The organism is Janibacter endophyticus (genome assembly GCF_016888335.1).
GTDB classification, from domain to species: domain Bacteria; phylum Actinomycetota; class Actinomycetes; order Actinomycetales; family Dermatophilaceae; genus Marihabitans; species Marihabitans endophyticum.
This window is the reverse complement of sequence record NZ_JAFEJG010000005.1, coordinates 1-17,535: the sequence shown is the minus strand read 5'-3', so window position 1 is coordinate 17,535 and position 17,535 is coordinate 1. Positions and strand designations below refer to the sequence as shown.

Annotated in this window: 16 protein-coding genes and 1 pseudogene; 4 read left to right on the top strand and 13 right to left on the bottom strand. The window is 68.1% G+C overall.

Annotated features, from left to right (window positions below):
* Positions 1 to 13 precede the first annotated feature (13 nt).
* The 12 genes and pseudogenes from JNO54_RS14190 to JNO54_RS15070 form a co-directional block, all read right to left on the bottom strand.
* Complete coding sequence (locus tag JNO54_RS14190) at positions 14 to 754, bottom strand: SDR family oxidoreductase (protein ID WP_006901473.1); 741 nt, start codon at positions 752 to 754, stop codon at positions 14 to 16.
* On the bottom strand, positions 751 to 1,836 hold the full coding sequence (locus JNO54_RS14185) for a CaiB/BaiF CoA transferase family protein (RefSeq protein ID WP_204144771.1): 1,086 nt from the start codon (positions 1,834 to 1,836) through the stop codon (positions 751 to 753). Before JNO54_RS14185 ends, JNO54_RS14190 begins: the two co-directional genes overlap by 4 nt.
* The gene (locus JNO54_RS15075; RefSeq protein ID WP_307818246.1) at positions 1,833 to 2,660 is read right to left on the bottom strand and encodes an IclR family transcriptional regulator; all 828 of its coding nucleotides are present in this window, start codon (positions 2,658 to 2,660) and stop codon (positions 1,833 to 1,835) included. Before JNO54_RS15075 ends, JNO54_RS14185 begins: the two co-directional genes overlap by 4 nt.
* The gene (locus JNO54_RS14175) at positions 2,657 to 3,481 is read right to left on the bottom strand and encodes an enoyl-CoA hydratase/isomerase family protein (RefSeq protein ID WP_204144769.1); all 825 of its coding nucleotides are present in this window, start codon (positions 3,479 to 3,481) and stop codon (positions 2,657 to 2,659) included. The genes JNO54_RS15075 and JNO54_RS14175 overlap by 4 nt, the downstream gene beginning before the upstream one ends.
* Entirely contained in the window at positions 3,478 to 3,813 is a 336-nt protein-coding gene (locus JNO54_RS14170) for an AtuA-related protein (RefSeq protein ID WP_204144768.1), read from the bottom strand. Before JNO54_RS14170 ends, JNO54_RS14175 begins: the two co-directional genes overlap by 4 nt.
* Positions 3,814 to 3,820: 7 nt before the next feature.
* Positions 3,821 to 5,182: an acyclic terpene utilization AtuA family protein gene (locus tag JNO54_RS14165; protein WP_204144767.1), complete on the bottom strand. Its 1,362-nt coding sequence runs from the start codon at positions 5,180 to 5,182 to the stop codon at positions 3,821 to 3,823.
* Positions 5,179 to 6,018: an SDR family oxidoreductase gene (locus tag JNO54_RS14160; RefSeq protein WP_204144766.1), complete on the bottom strand. Its 840-nt coding sequence runs from the start codon at positions 6,016 to 6,018 to the stop codon at positions 5,179 to 5,181. The genes JNO54_RS14165 and JNO54_RS14160 overlap by 4 nt, the downstream gene beginning before the upstream one ends.
* 49 nt (positions 6,019 to 6,067) lie before the next feature.
* A complete protein-coding gene (locus JNO54_RS14155; RefSeq protein ID WP_204144765.1) occupies positions 6,068 to 8,077 on the bottom strand; it encodes an ATP-binding protein in 2,010 nt (669 codons plus the stop codon).
* A 10-nt stretch (positions 8,078 to 8,087) separates the two neighbouring features.
* Positions 8,088 to 9,686, bottom strand: a complete 1,599-nt coding sequence (locus JNO54_RS14150; protein WP_204144764.1) for an acyl-CoA carboxylase subunit beta — start codon at positions 9,684 to 9,686, stop codon at positions 8,088 to 8,090.
* 2 nt (positions 9,687 to 9,688) lie between these two features.
* Positions 9,689 to 11,311: an AMP-binding protein gene (locus tag JNO54_RS14145; RefSeq protein WP_204144763.1), complete on the bottom strand. Its 1,623-nt coding sequence runs from the start codon at positions 11,309 to 11,311 to the stop codon at positions 9,689 to 9,691.
* 69 nt (positions 11,312 to 11,380) lie between these two features.
* Positions 11,381 to 12,538, bottom strand: coding sequence for an acyl-CoA dehydrogenase family protein (locus JNO54_RS14140; RefSeq protein WP_204144762.1), 1,158 nt, complete (start codon positions 12,536 to 12,538; stop codon positions 11,381 to 11,383).
* Positions 12,539 to 12,715: 177 nt separating this feature from the next.
* Positions 12,716 to 12,940: pseudogene (locus JNO54_RS15070) on the bottom strand (ATP-binding protein); the annotation flags it as partial.
* A 49-nt stretch (positions 12,941 to 12,989) separates the two neighbouring features.
* Here JNO54_RS15070 and JNO54_RS14130 point away from each other — a divergent pair.
* The gene (locus JNO54_RS14130; protein WP_307818245.1) at positions 12,990 to 13,760 is read left to right on the top strand and encodes an IS3 family transposase; all 771 of its coding nucleotides are present in this window, start codon (positions 12,990 to 12,992) and stop codon (positions 13,758 to 13,760) included.
* Positions 13,761 to 13,779: 19 nt separating this feature from the next.
* Here the strand turns inward: JNO54_RS14130 and JNO54_RS14125 are convergent, their stop codons facing one another.
* A complete protein-coding gene (locus JNO54_RS14125; RefSeq protein WP_204144760.1) occupies positions 13,780 to 14,076 on the bottom strand; it encodes a hypothetical protein in 297 nt (98 codons plus the stop codon).
* Between the two features lie 430 nt (positions 14,077 to 14,506).
* Between JNO54_RS14125 and JNO54_RS14120 the strand changes: the two genes are divergently transcribed.
* From JNO54_RS14120 to JNO54_RS14110, 3 genes are all read left to right on the top strand, one after another.
* Complete coding sequence (locus JNO54_RS14120; protein WP_204144759.1) at positions 14,507 to 15,652, top strand: tyrosine-type recombinase/integrase; 1,146 nt, start codon at positions 14,507 to 14,509, stop codon at positions 15,650 to 15,652.
* Complete coding sequence (locus JNO54_RS14115) at positions 15,652 to 16,011, top strand: helix-turn-helix domain-containing protein (protein ID WP_204144758.1); 360 nt, start codon at positions 15,652 to 15,654, stop codon at positions 16,009 to 16,011. Before JNO54_RS14120 ends, JNO54_RS14115 begins: the two co-directional genes overlap by 1 nt.
* Before the next feature lie 233 nt (positions 16,012 to 16,244).
* A complete protein-coding gene (locus JNO54_RS14110) occupies positions 16,245 to 17,519 on the top strand; it encodes a site-specific integrase (protein WP_204144757.1) in 1,275 nt (424 codons plus the stop codon).
* The last annotated feature ends 16 nt before the right edge of the window (positions 17,520 to 17,535 follow it).

The following is a 17,535-nucleotide window of genomic DNA, read 5'->3' as shown; positions in this document are numbered from 1 at the left end:
CCAGCCTGTTCCATCATGTGTACCGCCCGCCCGACACGTGAATCACGTCGCCGGTGATGAACGAGGCCTCGTCGGAAGCAAGGAAAGCGATGGCAGACGCCACGTCTTGGGGGACCCCGAGCCGGGGCACCGAGTTGTGCTTCCCGGCCAGCTCCACGAGCAGGTCGTGCTTCGGGTGGCGCTGCACCGCAGGAGTGTCGATCAAACCCGGAGCAACGGCGTTCACGGTGATCCCGCGCTTGCCCAGCTCCTTGGCCAAGGCCCGGGTCAGACCGACGACGCCAGCCTTGGCCGCCGCGTAGTTCGCCTGTCCGGGATTGCCCAGGTAGGCCCGAGACGCCACGTTGACGATGCGCCCCTGAGAGCGTTCGATCATGCCCGGAACGACGGCTCGCGAGCACACGAAGGTCCCGAACAGACAGACGTCGACGACTCGACGGAAGTCCTCGTCGGTCATCTTCACCAACGGCGCGTCGATGGGAAAGCCTGCATTGTTCACCAGCACGTCGACGGCTCCGCCGCTCGCACCGATCTCGGCCACGAGTCCGTCCACCTGACGACGGTCGGTGACGTCAGCGACGGCTGGCTCCACTAGGAGGCCGTCAGCGGCCAGCTCATGGGCCGCCGTGGTGACAGCCTCCTCGTCGATGTCGACCAGCACCACCCGGTGGCCGCTGGCCGCCAGCCGCCGGCCGATCTCGCGGCCGAGACCACCCGCACCACCGGTCACCAGTGCCACACGCGAGTTCGTCATCTTGTTCTCCCTGCATCTTGAGTCGTCGTTGTGGGCCGGGCTACGAGGCCGGCATAAGGAAGCCGGACCGACCGCCCGCTCCCGTTCGGCACCCGGTCGAGCCATTGCCGCATGTGTACGTCGTCGCCGACCTCACCGAAGTCCAGGACGGCGTTAACGGGCAGGTCCGCGGCCACGCAGCGTTCCACCCATGCCTCACGGTCCGCCCGGGCGAACTCGTCGGCCAGGTCCGCGTTTAGTCGCTCGGCGTGGTGGCAGCGGCCGCTGTAGCTGGAGTACTCCTCGCGCTCCAGCCAGTCCTCGCGACCCAGCACCCGGCAGAGGCCTCGCCAGAAGCGGTCTTCCATGCAGGCCACGGCCAGCCAGGACCCATCTCGGCATCGGAAGACGTCATAGGCACCCCGGGACATCAGCTCAGCCTTGGACGGTCCGCCCCGCTCGTCGTACTCGGCCATCCTCGGCTCGGACAACTTCAGCGCCGCGGCTGCCAGCGGCACGTCGAACATGGAGCCGACGCCTGTCTGCTGGCGGAGCAGCAGCGCCGCCAGAATGCCCTGCGTCGCGAAGAGGCTGCCCGCGAGGTCCGCGACGGGTACACCTCCACCCGGATACGGTCTCCCGCTCGGCTCGCCGCTCATCGACAGCAGACCACTTGCAGCCAGGTAGTTAAGGTCGTGGCCGGGGCGGTCGCGGTAGGCGCCGTCGCTGCCATAGCCGTTGAGCGAGCACACAATCAGCCGGGGAAAGCTCGCCATCATCTGGTCGAGGCTGAAGCCCAGTCGTTGCAGCGTTCCGGGGCGGAACCCCTCGACGAGCACGTCGCTCTCCTCGAGCAGGTCGAGCAAACGGCGACGACCCTCGTCCGACTTCAGGTCCAGCCGTACCGGCTTCTTGCCCCGCCCCACGATTCGGTAGGCGCCCGGCATCATCTCCTGTAGCGGGTCCCCGCCGGGCGGCTGCACGTGCACCACGTCGGCACCGAGGTCCGCGAGCATCGACGTCGCCCACGGACCGGGGATCAGCAGCGACAGGTCGACCACCCGCACGCCGTCCAGTGGTCGCGGTCCGGCTCCCAGCGTCATCGTTCGTCCTCAGGCGGGTGCACAGCGACGGGCGCACGGTGGTGCTGGTGCAAGGTGGTCGAGGCGATGTCGCAGATCTCGCGAAGCCGTCGCCCCCAGCGCTCGGCGGTGGTGTCGTCGGCCAGCGTTCCCGCCATGGTCAGCGCGGCGACGACCAGCAGCGGTTTGCCGTGGTGCAGGACGGGTGCGGCGACCGTGCTGACGCCGAGGGCGAACCCCTCGCGGTCCATGGCCCATCCCCGTTCGCGCACCGTCGCGATCTCGGTGAGGAACCGCTCGACGTCGGTGATGCTGCGCTCGGTGCGCCGCTGGAGGCCGGCGCTGAGAACCTCCCTGACCGCGGCAGGTTCGTCGTAGGCCAGGAAGCACCTGCCGAAGGAGCCACCCTGGATGGGCAACGTGCTGCCCAGCGGCACGGTGACCCGCAGCCGGTGCCGCGGCTCGACCTTGTCGACGATGGTGACGCGCCCGCGGTCGAGGCGCCGGTAGATGACGAAGGTGGCGTCCATCTCGTCGAGGAGGTCCAGGATGTAGCGCTTGATCACGCCCAGGTAGCCGATCTGCTCGGTGGCCGCCGATCCCAGCTCGACGAGCCTGATCCCCAGGTGGATCTTCCGCGTCTCGCCGTCGGACTCGACCAGCCGTGCCTTGGCCATGGTCCGCACCAGGTAGTAGCACGTGGTGCGTGACAGGCCGGTCGCACTCACCAGATCGGCCAGCCCGAGGGGCCCGTGCTGCTGCAGCGCCTGCAGGATCAGCATGCTGCGCTCGATCGCCGGAACCTGGTAGGCCTTCGCCGTGTGAGCAGCCTCTCCCCGGCTCACGGTGTGCCTTCGGTCTCGGTGGTCCCGAAGCGGGGCGCACGACCGTCGAGGAAAGCCGCGACGCCTTCGTCCACCTCGCCGGTGGAGAAGGCCGCAGCCTGGGCGTAGGACTCCAGCACCATGGAGGCGTCGAGACCCGCCTGGTCCTCGCGGTTGATGATGTCCTTGATCATCTGCAGCGCCGCGCTCGGGCCTGCAGCCAGCTGGTCGGCCAGCTCGAGTGCCACCTCGAGGGCCTGGCCGGCGACGACGACGCGGTTGACCATGCCGGCCGCTCGGGCGTCCTCGGCGCCGATCGGTTCGGGCAGGAAGGCCATCTCCTTGGCCCGGCGGGGTCCGACGGCCTGGGTCCACAGATGCAGGGAGCCCAGGTCCGGGATCAGACCGGCCCGGGTGAAGGTCGGGTGGAACTGGACGTCCGCACCGGCTAGGACCACGTCGCTGGCGAGGGCGAGGCTGATTCCGGCTCCGGCGCACACGCCGTTGACGGCGGCGACCACCGGGCACGGGATGGACCGGATCGCGGTCACGACCTCCTGGAAGGCACGCATCTGCCGACGTCGGGCGTCGACGTCGGCCTCGGAGAGCAGGGGGTAGAGCTCCTTGAGGTCCCCGCCGGCACAGAACCCCCGTCCCCGACCGGTCAGGACGACGGCCCGCGAATGCCGCCCCACGGTGCGCAGGGCGTCGCCGAGCTCGGCCATCGACGTCGAGGACAGGGCGTTGAGCTGATCGGGCCGGTTCAGCCACACCACCGACACCGCTGGCGCGACCTCCTCGACGACGACGGTCGGCTCGGGGGGTGCGTCCTCCACGCTCATCGCCGCTCTCCCGCCGTCAGCAGCGCGGTGGGGATCTGCATGCGGCTCATCAGGGCGGCCATCGACTTGCCGGTCTCGTCGAAACGCAGGGTCTGGGTGGCACCTCCGCCGAGGGCATCGTGCAGGACGACCTGCAGGGACTGGAGCCGGGGCAGCTCGTACACCTGGATCGGGCCCAGCACGACGCCGGCGAAGAACGAACGCAGCCGCTCCGGTGTCACCCAGGTGCGCAGCGCCTCGTACTCGGCTGGTCCGAAGGCCATGATGCCGATGTTGGAGATATCGCCCTTGTCGCCGGAGCGGGTGTAGGCGATCTCGTTGAGTGTGGTCATCATGGCCTCAGATCTCCTCGAACGTCACGTTGACGGGCACCATCTCGCGCGGGACCAGCGTCGGCCACAAAGCAATGACCTCACGCGGCCTCACCGGTGGACCGAAAGCCGTGCCGACCGGACCGAGCGTGCTGACGTGGGTGACCTCACGGTTGACCATCGCCGCCTCCTCGCGGCTGTCCACGCGGGCGGTCACCCTCAACTCGATCTCGTCGGGATCGCGTCGCGGCCGGCTCGCCAAGGGGCCGGCCAGGGCGTCGATGCCGACGCGGTCGAACCGCAGTTCGCGCGGCGTCACCCCGATGACGTCAAGGCGCTTGCGGATGATCTCCTCGCAGCGATCAGCCTTCGCCAGGGTGTCCGGCCATGGCAGGAGGACGCGCGCCTCGCCGATCCAGCCGTCGGTGTAGCCGATCTGCACCTTGAGCATGTCCGGTCGCTCCCGGCCGCTCATGTCCCACAGGCGCACGCGGTCCTGCCCCGTCTCCTCCAGGCGGGTTGTGGTCAGGTCGGCGATGCCGTCGGGCATCCGGTAGTCGGCGGGGTCGTGCGTCTCGTAGAGCAGGTGCTCCTTAATGGTCCACTGGTTGATCAGGCCGCCGGTTCCCGGCAGCTTGGAGATCTCGGCCGAGCCGTCCTGGGCGAAGTCCGCGATCGGGAAACCCATGTTCCACGGCTCCGGGACGTTCTTCCACTGCGAGCTCATGCCGCCGCAGCAAATCCCGGCGCACTCGATCACGTGCGCCACGGTGATCGCGGCCCCGATCAGATCCCAGTCCGCGTCCTCGAACGACCAGCCGAACTCGTGCATCAGCGGGCCGACGTAGACCGAGCTGTCGGCGAGTCGGCCGCCGATGACGACCTCGGCACCACCGCCCAGGGCCTCGACGATCCCCTCGGAGCCGATGTAGGCGTGTGCCGACACGATCCGGTCGGAGATCTCGTCGACGGACCGCTGCCCGGTCTCCATGTTGGCCAGGGTCACCCCGGCCTGACGAAGCTCGTCGATGCGTGACGTCAGGTCGTCACCGGTGATCGCGGCGACCCGCAGCCCGGTCAGTTCGGCCTCCCGCGCCACGCGCAGGACCTGCTCGGCCGCGGCCTCACAGTTGGTTCCGCCACCGTTCAGGACCATCTTGGTGCCGTTGGCGTGAGTGATCGGCAGCAGCGCCCGCATCCACGGCACCACGTCGGGGATGTAGCCCTGGTCCGGATTCCGGCGCTTCGTCCGCTGCAGCAGTGACATCGTCAGCTCGGCGAGGAAGTCGAAGCCGAGATAGTCCAGGTCGCCGCGCTTGGCGAGGTCGATGGCCGGCTCGAGCAGGTCGCCCCAGTAGCCGGATCCTGCTCCCATGCGCACGGTCTTCATGAGGTAACCCTTCCCATGTGGTGGTCGCGAGTGGCGTCGTTGATGGCATCGAGCTCGCCGAGATTCGCGGTGAGTCCGCCGTCGACGACGATCACGTGACCGGTGACGTACCGCGCCGCAGGCGAGACCAGGTAGTCCACGGCACCGGCCATGTCGTCCACGGTGCCGAAGTCCTTGACGCCGGACTGGGCGATGAAGCGCTCGCGCAAGAACTCGTACTGCGAACCGCCGTAGATGCGCGAGGAGTCGGTCTCAAAGCCACCCGGTCGCACCCCGTTGACGGTGATCCCTCGCGGCCCCAGCTCGATGGCGAAGGCCCGTACCAGGCTCTCCACGGCCGCCTTCGCAGCGCCCAGCAGGCCGTGTCCGGGCATGTAGTGGTTGCTGTCGACCCCGCTGATCGCCACGACCCGGCCCGGTCGTCCCTCCATCAGCGGAACGGCCTGCTGGACGCAGCGCACGAAGCCATTGACGCTCAGGCGCAGCGTCCGCTGCACGTTGGTGTCGGACAGCTCCAGCAGCGGCTTGAACGCGGTGGCCGCCGCGTTGTTGACCAGGACGTCGAGCCGGCCGAACCGAGCCTGCACGCCGGCGAACATCGCGTCGATCTCGTCGGCGTTCTCCAGGTCGGCCTGGATCGCGACGGCGCGCGCGCCGAGCTGTTCCAGGTGCTGGACGGTGGCGTGGGCCAGGTCCTCGTTGCGCCGGTAGTTCACCACCACGTCGTGGCCGGAGTGCACGAGGTGCTCGGCAATCGCGCGGCCGAGCCCCCGCGACGATCCGGTGATCAGGGCGACCCGTCGATCGTCTCGATCTGTCGCGTCGGGTGGTGTCATGGGTTCCTCCTGGAAGATCTGTGGGTCGTGGTCGTGCAGGTGTGCTTGGTCATGCCGGAGCCGCGTCCGTGTCGTCGGCGACCACAACCAGGACCGCACCCGCGTCCACCTGGTCACCGCTGGCGACCAGCACCTCAACGACGGTGCCGTCGGCGGGACTGGCCACGGTGTGCTCCATCTTCATCGCCTCGAGCACCACCAGGCGGTCGCCGGCCGAGACGTCGCTGCCGACGCTGACCAGCACGTCACAGACGGCGCCGGGCATCGGCGCGGTCGCGGATCCGATGTGCCGGTCGTCGTCCGCGGTTGGGAAGCGCGAGAGCCGGCACAGCGTGGTCGCCTGCTCCGCGTCGTGTACGTGCACCTTCTCGTCCACGGTCTGCACGGTGTAGGTCCGCCGGATCCCGTCGACCTCCAGGTCGACCCGGTCAGCCGACAGGTGCAGGACCAGCGCGTCGACCCGTTCACCGTCGACCTCGGCCGTCATCTCACGACCCGTGAGGGCGAGACCGACGTCCACGACGGTGTCACCGACGACGTACCGCTCGCGTTCGAGGGCACGATCGTGCGAACGGATCGGGGGGTTGTTGCGCCACCCCGCCGGCACCGCAGGCAGGACCGAGCGCGTCCGGGATGCGCGGACGTGACCGACGAGGGCCGCCACCAGGGCGTGCAGTCGCTGACGCTCGGCCACCGGCACCGCATCCAGGAGGTCGGGGTGGTCGTCGAGGAAAGAGGTCGGCGTCGCACCGGCCAGGAAGCCGGGGTGCTCGAGGACGTCGACCAGCAGCTCCCGGTTGGTCACCACGCCGTCGACGTGCATCCGCCGCAGCGACGCGGCGAGCACACCTGCTGCCGAGTTGCGGTCCGTCCCGTGCACCACCACCTTCGCCAGCATCGAGTCGTAGTGCGTGCTGACCACGGAGCCGGCTCTTACCCCGGCGTCGACACGAAGGCCCGGCACCGGGTCGAACGAGAAGTCGTCGATCCGCCCGGCCGTCGGCAAGAACCCGTTGGCGGGGTCCTCCGCGTACAGGCGGACCTCGATGGCGTGACCAGTCATCGTCGGGGACAGGGCTTCCTGCGGCAGCGGGAGGCCCTGAGCCACGTCCAGCTGGAGTCGGACCAGGTCCAGGCCGGTGACCGCCTCGGTGACGGGGTGCTCGACCTGGAGCCGGGTGTTCATCTCCAGGAAGTAGAAGGACCCGTCCTCGGCGAGCACGAACTCGACCGTGCCCGCTCCCCGGTAGTCTGCGGCGCGCGCCGTGGTGACGGCGGCCTCGCTCAGTTGTTGGCGCAGGGCTTCGTCCACGGCCGAGGAGGGGCTCTCCTCGACGATCTTCTGGTGGCGGCGCTGGATCGAGCACTCCCGTTCGAACAGCGCCACCACGTGGTCGTGGTCGTCGGCGAAGACCTGGATCTCGATGTGCCTCGGCGCCTCCAGGTAACGCTCAAGGAACACCGTCTCGTCGCCGAAGGCCGACTGGGCCTCCCGCCGGGCCGACGACACCGCTTCCCAAACCTGCTCGGGGTCGTGCACGATGCGCATGCCCCGGCCTCCGCCCCCGGCGGAGGCCTTGACCAGGATCGGCAGACCGATCTCGCTCACGGCCGCCTCGAGCTCCTCGGCGGTGTGGTGGGTGACCTCGATCGCGGGCAGCACCGGCACGCCGAGCTCGCGCATCCGGCTCTTGCTCCTGAGCTTGTCGCCCATCAGCTCCATCGCCTCGGGCGGTGGACCGATGAACACCAGGCCGGCATCGATCGTGGCCCGCGCGAAGTCGGCGTTCTCGGACAAGAACCCGTACCCGGGGTGGATCGCCTCGGCTCCGGTGCGGCGAGCGGCCTCGATGACCAGATCGGCGCGCAGGTAGGTCTCGGTGGCCGTCACCCCCGGGAGTCGCACCGCCAGATCGGCGTCGGTCACGAACGGCTCGTCCTCGTCGGCGTCGGAGAACACGGCCACGGTGCGCAGACCCGCCTCGCGGCACGAGCGCATCACTCGGCGAGCGATTTCGCCGCGATTGGCGACGAGCACCGATCCGAACTGCCGTTTCATGACGCCTGTCTCACATTCTGAAGACACCGAAGCCACCGATCCCCTCGACCTGGTTGGAATGGGCGGCCGACAGCGCGATCCCCAGCACGGTCCTGGTGTCGCGCGGGTCGATCACCCCGTCGTCGTAGACCCGCCCGCTCATGAAGAAGCTGTCGGACTCGCGCTCGATCTGCTCCTCGACGGCCGTGCGACGCAAGGCGTCGGCGGCCTCGTCGAACTCGCGTCCCGAGGCGGCCGCGCCCTGCTGAGCGACAATCGACAGGACGCCGGCGAGTTGTTGGGGGCCCATGACCGCGGTCTTGGCGTTCGGCCAGGCGAACAGGAAGCGCGGCTCGTAGGCACGCCCCGACATGGCGTAGTTGCCGGCTCCGTAGGAGGCGCCCATCAGCACGGTGATGTGCGGGACGCGACTGTTGGCCACGGCGTTGATCATCTTGGCGCCGTCCTTGATCATGCCGGCCTGCTCGTAGACCTTGCCGACGATGAACCCAGTGGTGTTCTGCAGGAACAGCAGCGGCACGTCGGACTGGTTGGCGAGCATGATGAACTCGGCGGCCTTCTGGGCCTCCTCCGGGAAGATGACCCCGTTCGCGTTGGCCAAGATGCCCACGGGGAATCCGTGCAGGTGTCCCCAGCCGGTGACGAGACTCGTGCCGTAGGTGGGCTTGTACTCGTCGAAGCGCGAGTCGTCCAGGACGTGCGCGAGCACGTCGTGGGGCCGGTACGGAACCCGTAGGTCGCCCGAGACCACGCCCAGTAGGTCCTCGGGGTCGTGGCGAGGCGGCAGCGCCGGCTGCGCCGGTCCCGGACCCAGCTTGCGCCAGTTGATGTCGGCCATGACCTGCCGGCCCAGACGAATGGCGTCACGCTCGTCGACCGCCAGATAGTCCGACAGGCCCGAGGTACGCGAGTGCATCTCGGCCCCGCCCAGCTCCTCGTCGGTCGAGACCTCCCCGGTGGCCATCTTCACCAGCGGCGGGCCACCGAGAAACACCTTGGCCCGACCCTTGACCATGATCGAGTAGTCGCACATGCCCGGGACGTACGCGCCGCCCGCGGTGGAGTTGCCGAAGACGATGGCCAGGGTCGGGACCCCCGCGGCCGACAGCCGCGTCAAGTCTCGGAACAACGCTCCGCCCGGAACGAAGGCCTCGACCTGCGTGGGCAGGTCGGCGCCGCCTGATTCGACCAGGTTGATCACCGGCAACCGATTGTGCCGGGCGATCTCGAGGGCGCGGATTATCTTCTTCCACGTGAACGGGTTCGACGCCCCCCCGCGCACGGTCGGGTCGTTGCCGACAAGCACGCACTCGACACCCGAGACGACCCCGATGCCGGTGACGACGCTGGCGCCGACGGTGAACTCGCTGCCCCATCCCGCCAGCGCGGACAGCTCCAGGAACGGCGAGCCCCGGTCGAGGAGCAGGTCGATGCGCTCACGCACCGGCATCTTGTCGCGAGAGCGGTGCCGCTCGACGTAGGTGGGGCCACCGCCGGCGCGGGCGGTACGCAGCTGCTCGTCGAGCAGGGCGACCCGCTCGAGCAGGCTCGACCGGTTGCGCGCGAACTCTTCGGAGTCCCGGTCCACCTGGGGTGTCAGCACCGGCATCGCTACGCGTCCTCTCGCGTGTCGTAGCGGTCGCGCAGCGACCGCTTGAGGATCTTGCCGCTCGGTCCCTTGGGAAGCTCGTCGACGATCTCCAGCGCCTCGGGGATCTTGTACCGGGCGACTCCCTGGTCACGCATGAACTGCTGGAGGTCCTCCAAGGACAGCGTGGCGCCGGCCTTCAACGAGACCACGGCGCACACCTCCTGACCGCGCACCGGGTGGGAGAGCCCGATGATCGAGACCTCGTAGACGCTGGGGTGTCGCTGGATGATCAGCTCCACCTCTGCCGGGCTGATGTTCTGTCCGCTGCGGATGATCATGTCCTTGAGCCGCCCGACGTACCGCAGGCTTCGGTCGGCGTCGATGGTCACGAGGTCGCCGGTGCGGAACAGCCCGTCGCGGGTGAAAGAGCGTTCGTTGATCTCGTCGGCGTCCAGGTAGCCGGCGAACACCGACGGGCCGCGTACCGCCAGCTCGCCCGGCTGACCGGGCGGCGCGTCGTTGCCGGTCTCCGGCTCGAGCGCCCGGAACTGGGTCATCGGTAGGAACTCCTCGAGCTGGTCGACCCTGAACAGGTCCTTGCGCTCCTCCAGGGGCTGACCGGGCAGGGTGAAGAAGAACCATCCCTCGGTGGCTCCGAACTCGTTGATAACCGTGATGCCGCGTTCGTCCAGCATCTCGATGATCGTGTGCGGGGGGGCCTCACCGCCACAGCCGACCACGTTGAGGGAAGAGATGTCGTACTTCTCGTCGAGCTCGGGGTGGTTCAGCATCGCGAAGTAGATCGCGGGGACAGCAATGATGTAGTTGACCCGCTCGATCGTGATCTGCTGCAGGAAGACGTCGACGTCGAAGGGCTCATGGGTGACGAACTTGCCGCCCGCCATGATCCACGGGTACATCTCGACGCCCAGACCGCCCATGTTCGCGTAGGGGAAGGGACCGGAGAACACCGAGTCGGCGCCGTGTCCCGACGCACGCAGAATCGCACGAACCGTCACCATCCAGGAGTTGGGCGTACGGGGCACCACCTTCGGCTGGCTCTCCGTCCCCGTCGTCAGACAAAGTGTGAGCGCCTCATCGGCCGACACCTCGAGTGCGTCCAGCACTGTTGTGTTGCTCGGGTTCCCGTGGAGCATGGGCTCGAGCGCGAAGTCGGCCTCGGCGCGATTCTCTGCGCCGAGGGCGACGACGGTTTTCAGCAACGAGCCCTCGGCGTCCTTGGCGCCGTGGACCATGGCGAGGAAGTCCTCGCCCCTGAACTCACCCATGCAGATGGCCGCGGTGGCCTTCGTCTTGGTGATGGCATAGGTGATCTCCGAGGAACGCTGCCTCATCGGCGCAAAGGTGCCCACGGCGCCAATGCGGTCCAGGGCGAGGTGGGCGAGCACAAGCTCCACACTGTTGGGCAACTGGACGAAGACCACGTCACCCTGCTTCACGCCCGCGTCGAGAAGACCGAGCGCCAGCGCATCCACGTGATGCTTCGTCTCAGCCCACGTAAGGCGCATCGGCGGACGGCCCATCAGTTGCTGCTTGTCAGGTTGGTCGACGATCGCTTCCCGATCCCCCCGGTTAGCGGCGTGCTCCGCGACGTAGGAGCTCCAGGTGCGGTCCTGCCACACCCCAGCATCGTGGTACTGCGCTGTCAGCGCATCTGAGTACGGCCTCATCGAAAATCTCTCCTGACTAGTTCAGTAGCTGCGTGGCAGCCCGAGCGAATGCTGGGCGACGAAGTTGAGCACCATCTCCCGAGAGACCGGCGCGATCTTGAGGACACGAGCGAAGCCCCATGCATCGGCGAGCCCGTACTCGGTCGCCATGCCGTTACCGCCGTGGGTCTGGATCGCCCGGTCCAGTGCCTCGATCGCAGCGTCGGCGGCCGCGAACTTGGCGATGTTCGACGCCTCGCCGGCTGCGTGCTGATGGTCGTAGAGCCAGGCCGCCTGGCGGGTCATCAGTCGGGCCAGCTCCACGTGCATGTGAGCCTCGGCCAGCGGGTGGCTGATGCCCTGGTGGGCGCCAATAGGTGTGCCGCCCCACACCGAACGCTCGCGGGCGTAGCGCGCACCGCGCTCGAGAGCGAACCGGCCAATGCCGTTGGACGTTGCGGCGCTCATGATCCGTTCGGGGTTGAGGCCGAAGAAGATCTGGTGCAGGCCGTTGTCCACCTCGCCCAGCAGCGCGTCCTCGCCGAGGCGAAGGACGTCGAAGTACAACGTGAACTGCTTCTCGGGGGCCACCACCTCGACGGGTATGACCGTCATGCTTAGCCCCGGGTTGTCCGTTGGGACGATGAACAGCGAGAGCCGCGCGCGGCCGCTGGAGTCGTCCATCGACGTCCTCGCCACCACGAGCACGGCATCAGCCTCGTCGACGCCCGAGCAGTAGTACTTCTTCCCGTTCAGCACCCACTCATCGCCGTCGCGCCGGGCAGTCGTGGAGATCAGGTGGCTGTTCGACCCGGCGTCGGGCTCGGTGATCGCGAAGGCCATCTTGATCTCGCCGGTGGCCAGACCCGGCAACCAGCGGTCCTTCTGGGCGGTCGAACCGAATCGAGCGATCACCGATCCGCAGATGGCCGGCGACACGATCATCATCAACAGCGGCGACCCCAGGGCCGCGAGCTCCTCCGCGACGATCGAGAGCTCCTCGATGCCCATCCCGCCACCGCCGTACTCCTCGGGAAGGTTGACTCCGACGAAACCTGCTTCGCCCACTGCCTTCCAGAGCTCGTCGACTTTCTGCCCGTTGCGCGCGCGATCGACGTACCAAGCGTGGTCATAGGGCCCAGCAATGGCCTGGACCGACTCCCGGATCGCCTTCTGCTCGTCCGATTCCAGTAGTGACACGACGTACCCCTTACCGAGAGCTAGTGAAGCGAGATGAATTCACCATAGCATCCCAGTCAATATCTCGACCAGCCGTTCAATATATTGAATCACGCGGGCTCGAGCGATCGTGCACGCTGGTGAGCCTCTATCCACCGTCGTACCCGCGGATCCGCCATGCCTCCACTCCTGAGGATCTGGCGGGACGCGGCCGAGTTCTCGGTTCTTCAGCCGGTAGGAGTCGCCCTTCAGGGCGATGACCTCGGCGTGGTGGACGAGCCGGTCGATCATGGCTGCGGCGACGGTGTCGTCGCCGAAGACCTCTCCCCAGCGGGCGAAGTTCTTGTTCGATGTGACGATCAGGCTGGCGCGTTCGTAGCGGGATGAGACGAGCTGGAAGAACAGGTTGGCGGCCTCGGGCTCGCCGCCCTCGGCCCGCCAGCTCAAGGACGAGCTCCTCGTCCCGGAGATCGTGCGGCTGCACGCGGAGAACTACGGCGTCTACGGGGTGCGGAAGATGCACGCCCTGATCCGCCGTCAGGGCTGGGACATCGGTCGCGACCAGACCGCGAGGTTGATGAAGATCGCCGACGTTCGCGGGGTGAAGCGGTCGCAGAAGGTGTTCACCACCAAGCCGGATCCGGCGGCGGTGAAGCCGGCCGACCTAGTCCAACGCCGCTTCCACGCGCCCGCGCCGCGGCGCCTGTGGGTTGCTGACATCACCTGCGTGGCGACCTGGTCGGGGTTCGCCTACGTGGCGTTCCTGACCGACGTCTACTCGCGTCGGATCGTGGGCTGGAACGTCGCTGCGACGTTGAAGGCCGACATTCTCCCCTTGCAGGCCCTCGACATGGCCGCCTGGGACGCCAGACGAGAGGGGGCCGCCGACTTGAGGGGGCTGGTCCACCACGCCGACCACGGGTCGAACTACCTCTCGCTCGTCTACACCGACCGGATCGGCGAACTCGGCGCGAAGCCCTCGACCGGGACCGTCGGCGACTCCTTCGATAACGCCCTCGCCGAGGCCGTCAACGGGCTGTACAAGACCGAGCTGATCCGACGTCGCGGGCCATGGCGCACGATCGAACAGGTCGAACTCGCCACACTCGAGTACGTGTGGTGGTGGAACAACCAACGCCTGCACGGGGAGCTCGACATGAGGACCCCGCTCGAGGTCGAGGCGGCGTACTACGCTGCCCAAGAATCATCCCGGCCGGCACTCGCTGGCCAAGGGAACGCATAGGAACAAAACCCAGTGCGATTCACTTCGCCTCGGTCAGGGTGCGCAGCCTGCGCGCCTCGGCCTGGGTCAAGCCGTCGCCGCACCAGTGCGCGGCCTCACGAAGGCTCATGCCCTCGACGTCAACCATCTGCCGCAGGGCCCTGCCTGCACGCTGCTCGAAGTCGCGGACGACCGCATCCCGCTCACCGAGCGAGATCATGACCTCCTCGCCGAGCGCGCTGAGCCTCTTCTCCCTGGCCTTGCGGTCCTGCCGCAGCCGCGCCTGAGCTTCCTTGGCTTCCCGCCGAACTCTCATCCGGACCGACTGAGACCCCATCGCAGATCCTTCCTCGTTCTTCCTCGGTCACCCTCTAAAGCCGTCCCGACCCCGCCCAGCGTTCACCCCAGCACCGACAACTTCCGTCGAGCCTTCAACCGTCCCTCGACCCTGACCCCGAACTCCCGAATCCACCGCCGCCCCGACCCGATCCGAGAACGCACTCTCCGTTCCCACTCAAAACCACCGAAAACCAAGTGCCACACACCTCTTGCATTGACCGGTCAAGCGTGACAAATCCCGGCTGCCGGGACTGGTCATGGCGAGTGATTTTCCAGGCCAGGGACGCTCTCCGAACGCTGCTCCTGGGGGCCCGCCGCGAAGCGTCTCAGGGCTATGGCGGCGTTCGTGCAGGTGGGCGATGCCTCTCTTGCCGCCCGGGCGATAGGCGGGCTATTGTCATGATAGACGGGCGAGCCAGGAGGTCTCGATGGACGATCAGGACCGGATACCGCGGAGCCTGTCAGCGCTGTCGTTGATCACCTCGGGGGTGGGCCTGGTCCGGCCCGAGGAACAGGTGCTGGACGCGATGCTCGACGGCTGGGAACGGCAGATGCTCGCCCGGAACCTCTCCGTGGTCACAGTCCGCAACCGGCGTGCGCAGGTGCGCGCGTTCGTTGAGCATTCCAACGAGTACCCGTGGACCTGGATGCCCCGCCACGCCGATGAGTGGTTCGCCGATCTGCGGTCGGTGAAAGGCCTTGCCCTGTCCACGATCCGGAACTACCAGGTCGGGTTGCGGATCTTCGGGGAGTACGTCACCGACCCTGCCTACGAGTGGCCGCTGGTGTGCCAGGAACGGTTCGACGCGTTCCCCACGCAGGTCCTCAACGAGGTGAACAGCGCAGCGCACGTGGCCGACTACGAGGGGCTGCCGACCCGCCGGGCGTTCACCCTCGCCGAGCTGGAGTCACTGTTCGCGCACGTCGACGCGACCGCGATGGACCGGGCCGCCCGCGGCACCAAAGGGTGGGCCTCGGTGTTCCGGGACGGGGTGATCTTCAAGCTCGCCTACGGGTACGGGATGCGGCGCAATGAGGTCCGCATGCTCGACGTCACCGACTTCTCGCCCAACCCGCACGCCCCGGAGTTCGGCGCTTTCGGGGTCCTTCTTATCCGTCACGGTAAGGCCCAGCGGGGCTCAGCCCCCAAACGGCGCAGCGTGCTCACGGTGTGGCCCTGGACGGTGGACGTGGTCCAGCAGTACCTGCAGGAGGCCCGGCCCCTGCTGCACACCAACGGCGGCGACGCCCTGTTTCCTACCGAGCGGGGCGAGCGGATCGCTGGGGAGGTCCTGTCCCGGCGGCTGCGCGCCTACTGCGACGAGCTGGGTCTGGACCCGGCGTTGACCTTCCACTCCCTGCGCCGCTCCTACGTCACGACGTTGATGGAGCAAGGTTTCGAGCTGAGATTCGTCCAGGACCAGGTCGGGCACGACTACGGCTCGACCACGAGCCTGTACACCTGCGTGTCCTCCGACTTCCGCGTCCGCACCCTGCGCCGCGCCCTGGACGCCGATATCGCCCAAGCCCTGGCCCGCACCCCCACCGAGAAAACTCTGGAAGGAACCCGCTGATGGCCCAGCTGTGGAACACGACCTACACCTGGCGACTGCGCGCACTGATGGCCGAGCGCGGCATGTACATGACCACCGACATCATCCCGCACCTGGCCGAGCACGGGATCAACCTGTCCAGCTCCCAGGCCCACCGCCTGGTCACCGGCACCCCCGAACGGCTCAATCTGCACGTTCTGTCCGCGCTCTGCCACATCCTGGGCGTGACCTCCGACGAGCTCATCAACAGCCAGACCCACCTCATCGGTGTCCGCCCCAAGGCCGTCGGCGACCCCCGCCCCCGCCGTAACCAGACCAGTCCACCAGTGCGCCCGGTCCACGTCCGGCTGACCACCACGGACACACCCGAGCAGAGGTGAACCAGCAGGCCCGCCCCGACAGTTCGTGTGCCCGCTGCGCCCGCCCGCTCCGGCCACCAGCACCCCCGGGCTCGACCACCAGCAGCCGCCGGCCAGGGTTCGTGGTCGCTGTCCGGAACTGGCCCGAGGGTCCGGTCTGCTCCGGCTGCTACGCCAAGGCCCGCGAGACCTACGGAACCTGCCCCGGATGCGGCACCCACCGGCTTCTGCCTGGACTGGACCAAGGACGCACGGTGTGCACCGACTGCGCCGGCGGCATCGGCAACTTCACCTGCGCCCGGTGCGGACAGGAAGGATGGAATCACTACAAGAACACCTGCGGACGGTGCGTGCTGACAGACCGGTTGACCGCCGCCCTTGACGACGGCACCGGCACCGTGGCCCCCGCCCTGCAACCGCTGCTGGAGCACCTGGTGGCCATGCCCCGCCCCCGCACCGGGATCCTGTGGCTCACCAAACCACACACCACCAGGTTGCTCGGCGCCCTGGCCACCGGCCAGGTCGACCTCACCCACGACGGTCTGGCCACGCTCCAGCCTTACCGCGCGGTCGCGCACCTGCGCCAGCTTCTCATCGCCGCCGGCGTCCTGCCCGAGGTCGACCCAACCCTGCGCCGCGTCCAGGAATGGACCACCGTCTACCTGAACGATCAGGTCGACCCCGACGTGCGGCCCGTGCTGGAACGCTACGCCCGCTGGCAGCTCCATCGGCGACTACGCCAAGACGCCGACCGGGCAATGCTGCACCCCTACCGAGACCAGAACACCCGCGTCGCGCTACGACAGACCAACGCCTTCCTCACCTGGCTGCGAGGCCAGGAGCAGAACCTGGACACACTCACCCAGGACGATCTGGACCGCTGGGTCAGCGACCACAAGCAATGGCAGCGCGCCCCGGTAGCAGCCTTCCTGGCCTGGGCGGCCCGTCGTGGCCTGGCCCCGCCCCTGCGCATCACGCCCAGCGTGCACCAGCAGATCCGACCCATCAGCCAGGCCGACCGCCTGGACTGGCTGCGCCGCGCCGCCCTGGACGACTCCCTCGACCACCGCGACCGGGTCGTTCTCGCACTGATGCTCCTCTACGCCCAACCCCTGGGTCGCCTCGCACAGCTGCGCACCAAAGACATCACCCGCGACGAGGACGCAGCGGTCAAGATCCACCTGGGTACACCACCAGCCCCCGTCCCAGCCCCCTTCGACCAGCTCCTCACCGACTACCTCACCACTCACCGTTCCCCCACCGCCGCAAACCCCGACAGCCACTGGCTGTTCCCTGGCCGACGCGGCACCCAGCCCGTGCACCCCACCACCCTGCGACTACGCCTCGAACACCTCGGCCTTCAACCCCGGGCAGCCCGTGCCAGCACCCTGTCCCGTCTGACCCTCCAAGCGCCCCCAGCCATCGTCAGCCAGATGCTCGGCTACCACATCAACACCACCGAACGCCGCGCCCAAGAAGCCGGCAGCACCTGGGCCCGATACCCCAGCACCCGCGAAAGCAGCGGATGAGGCCCATCCCTCCTGT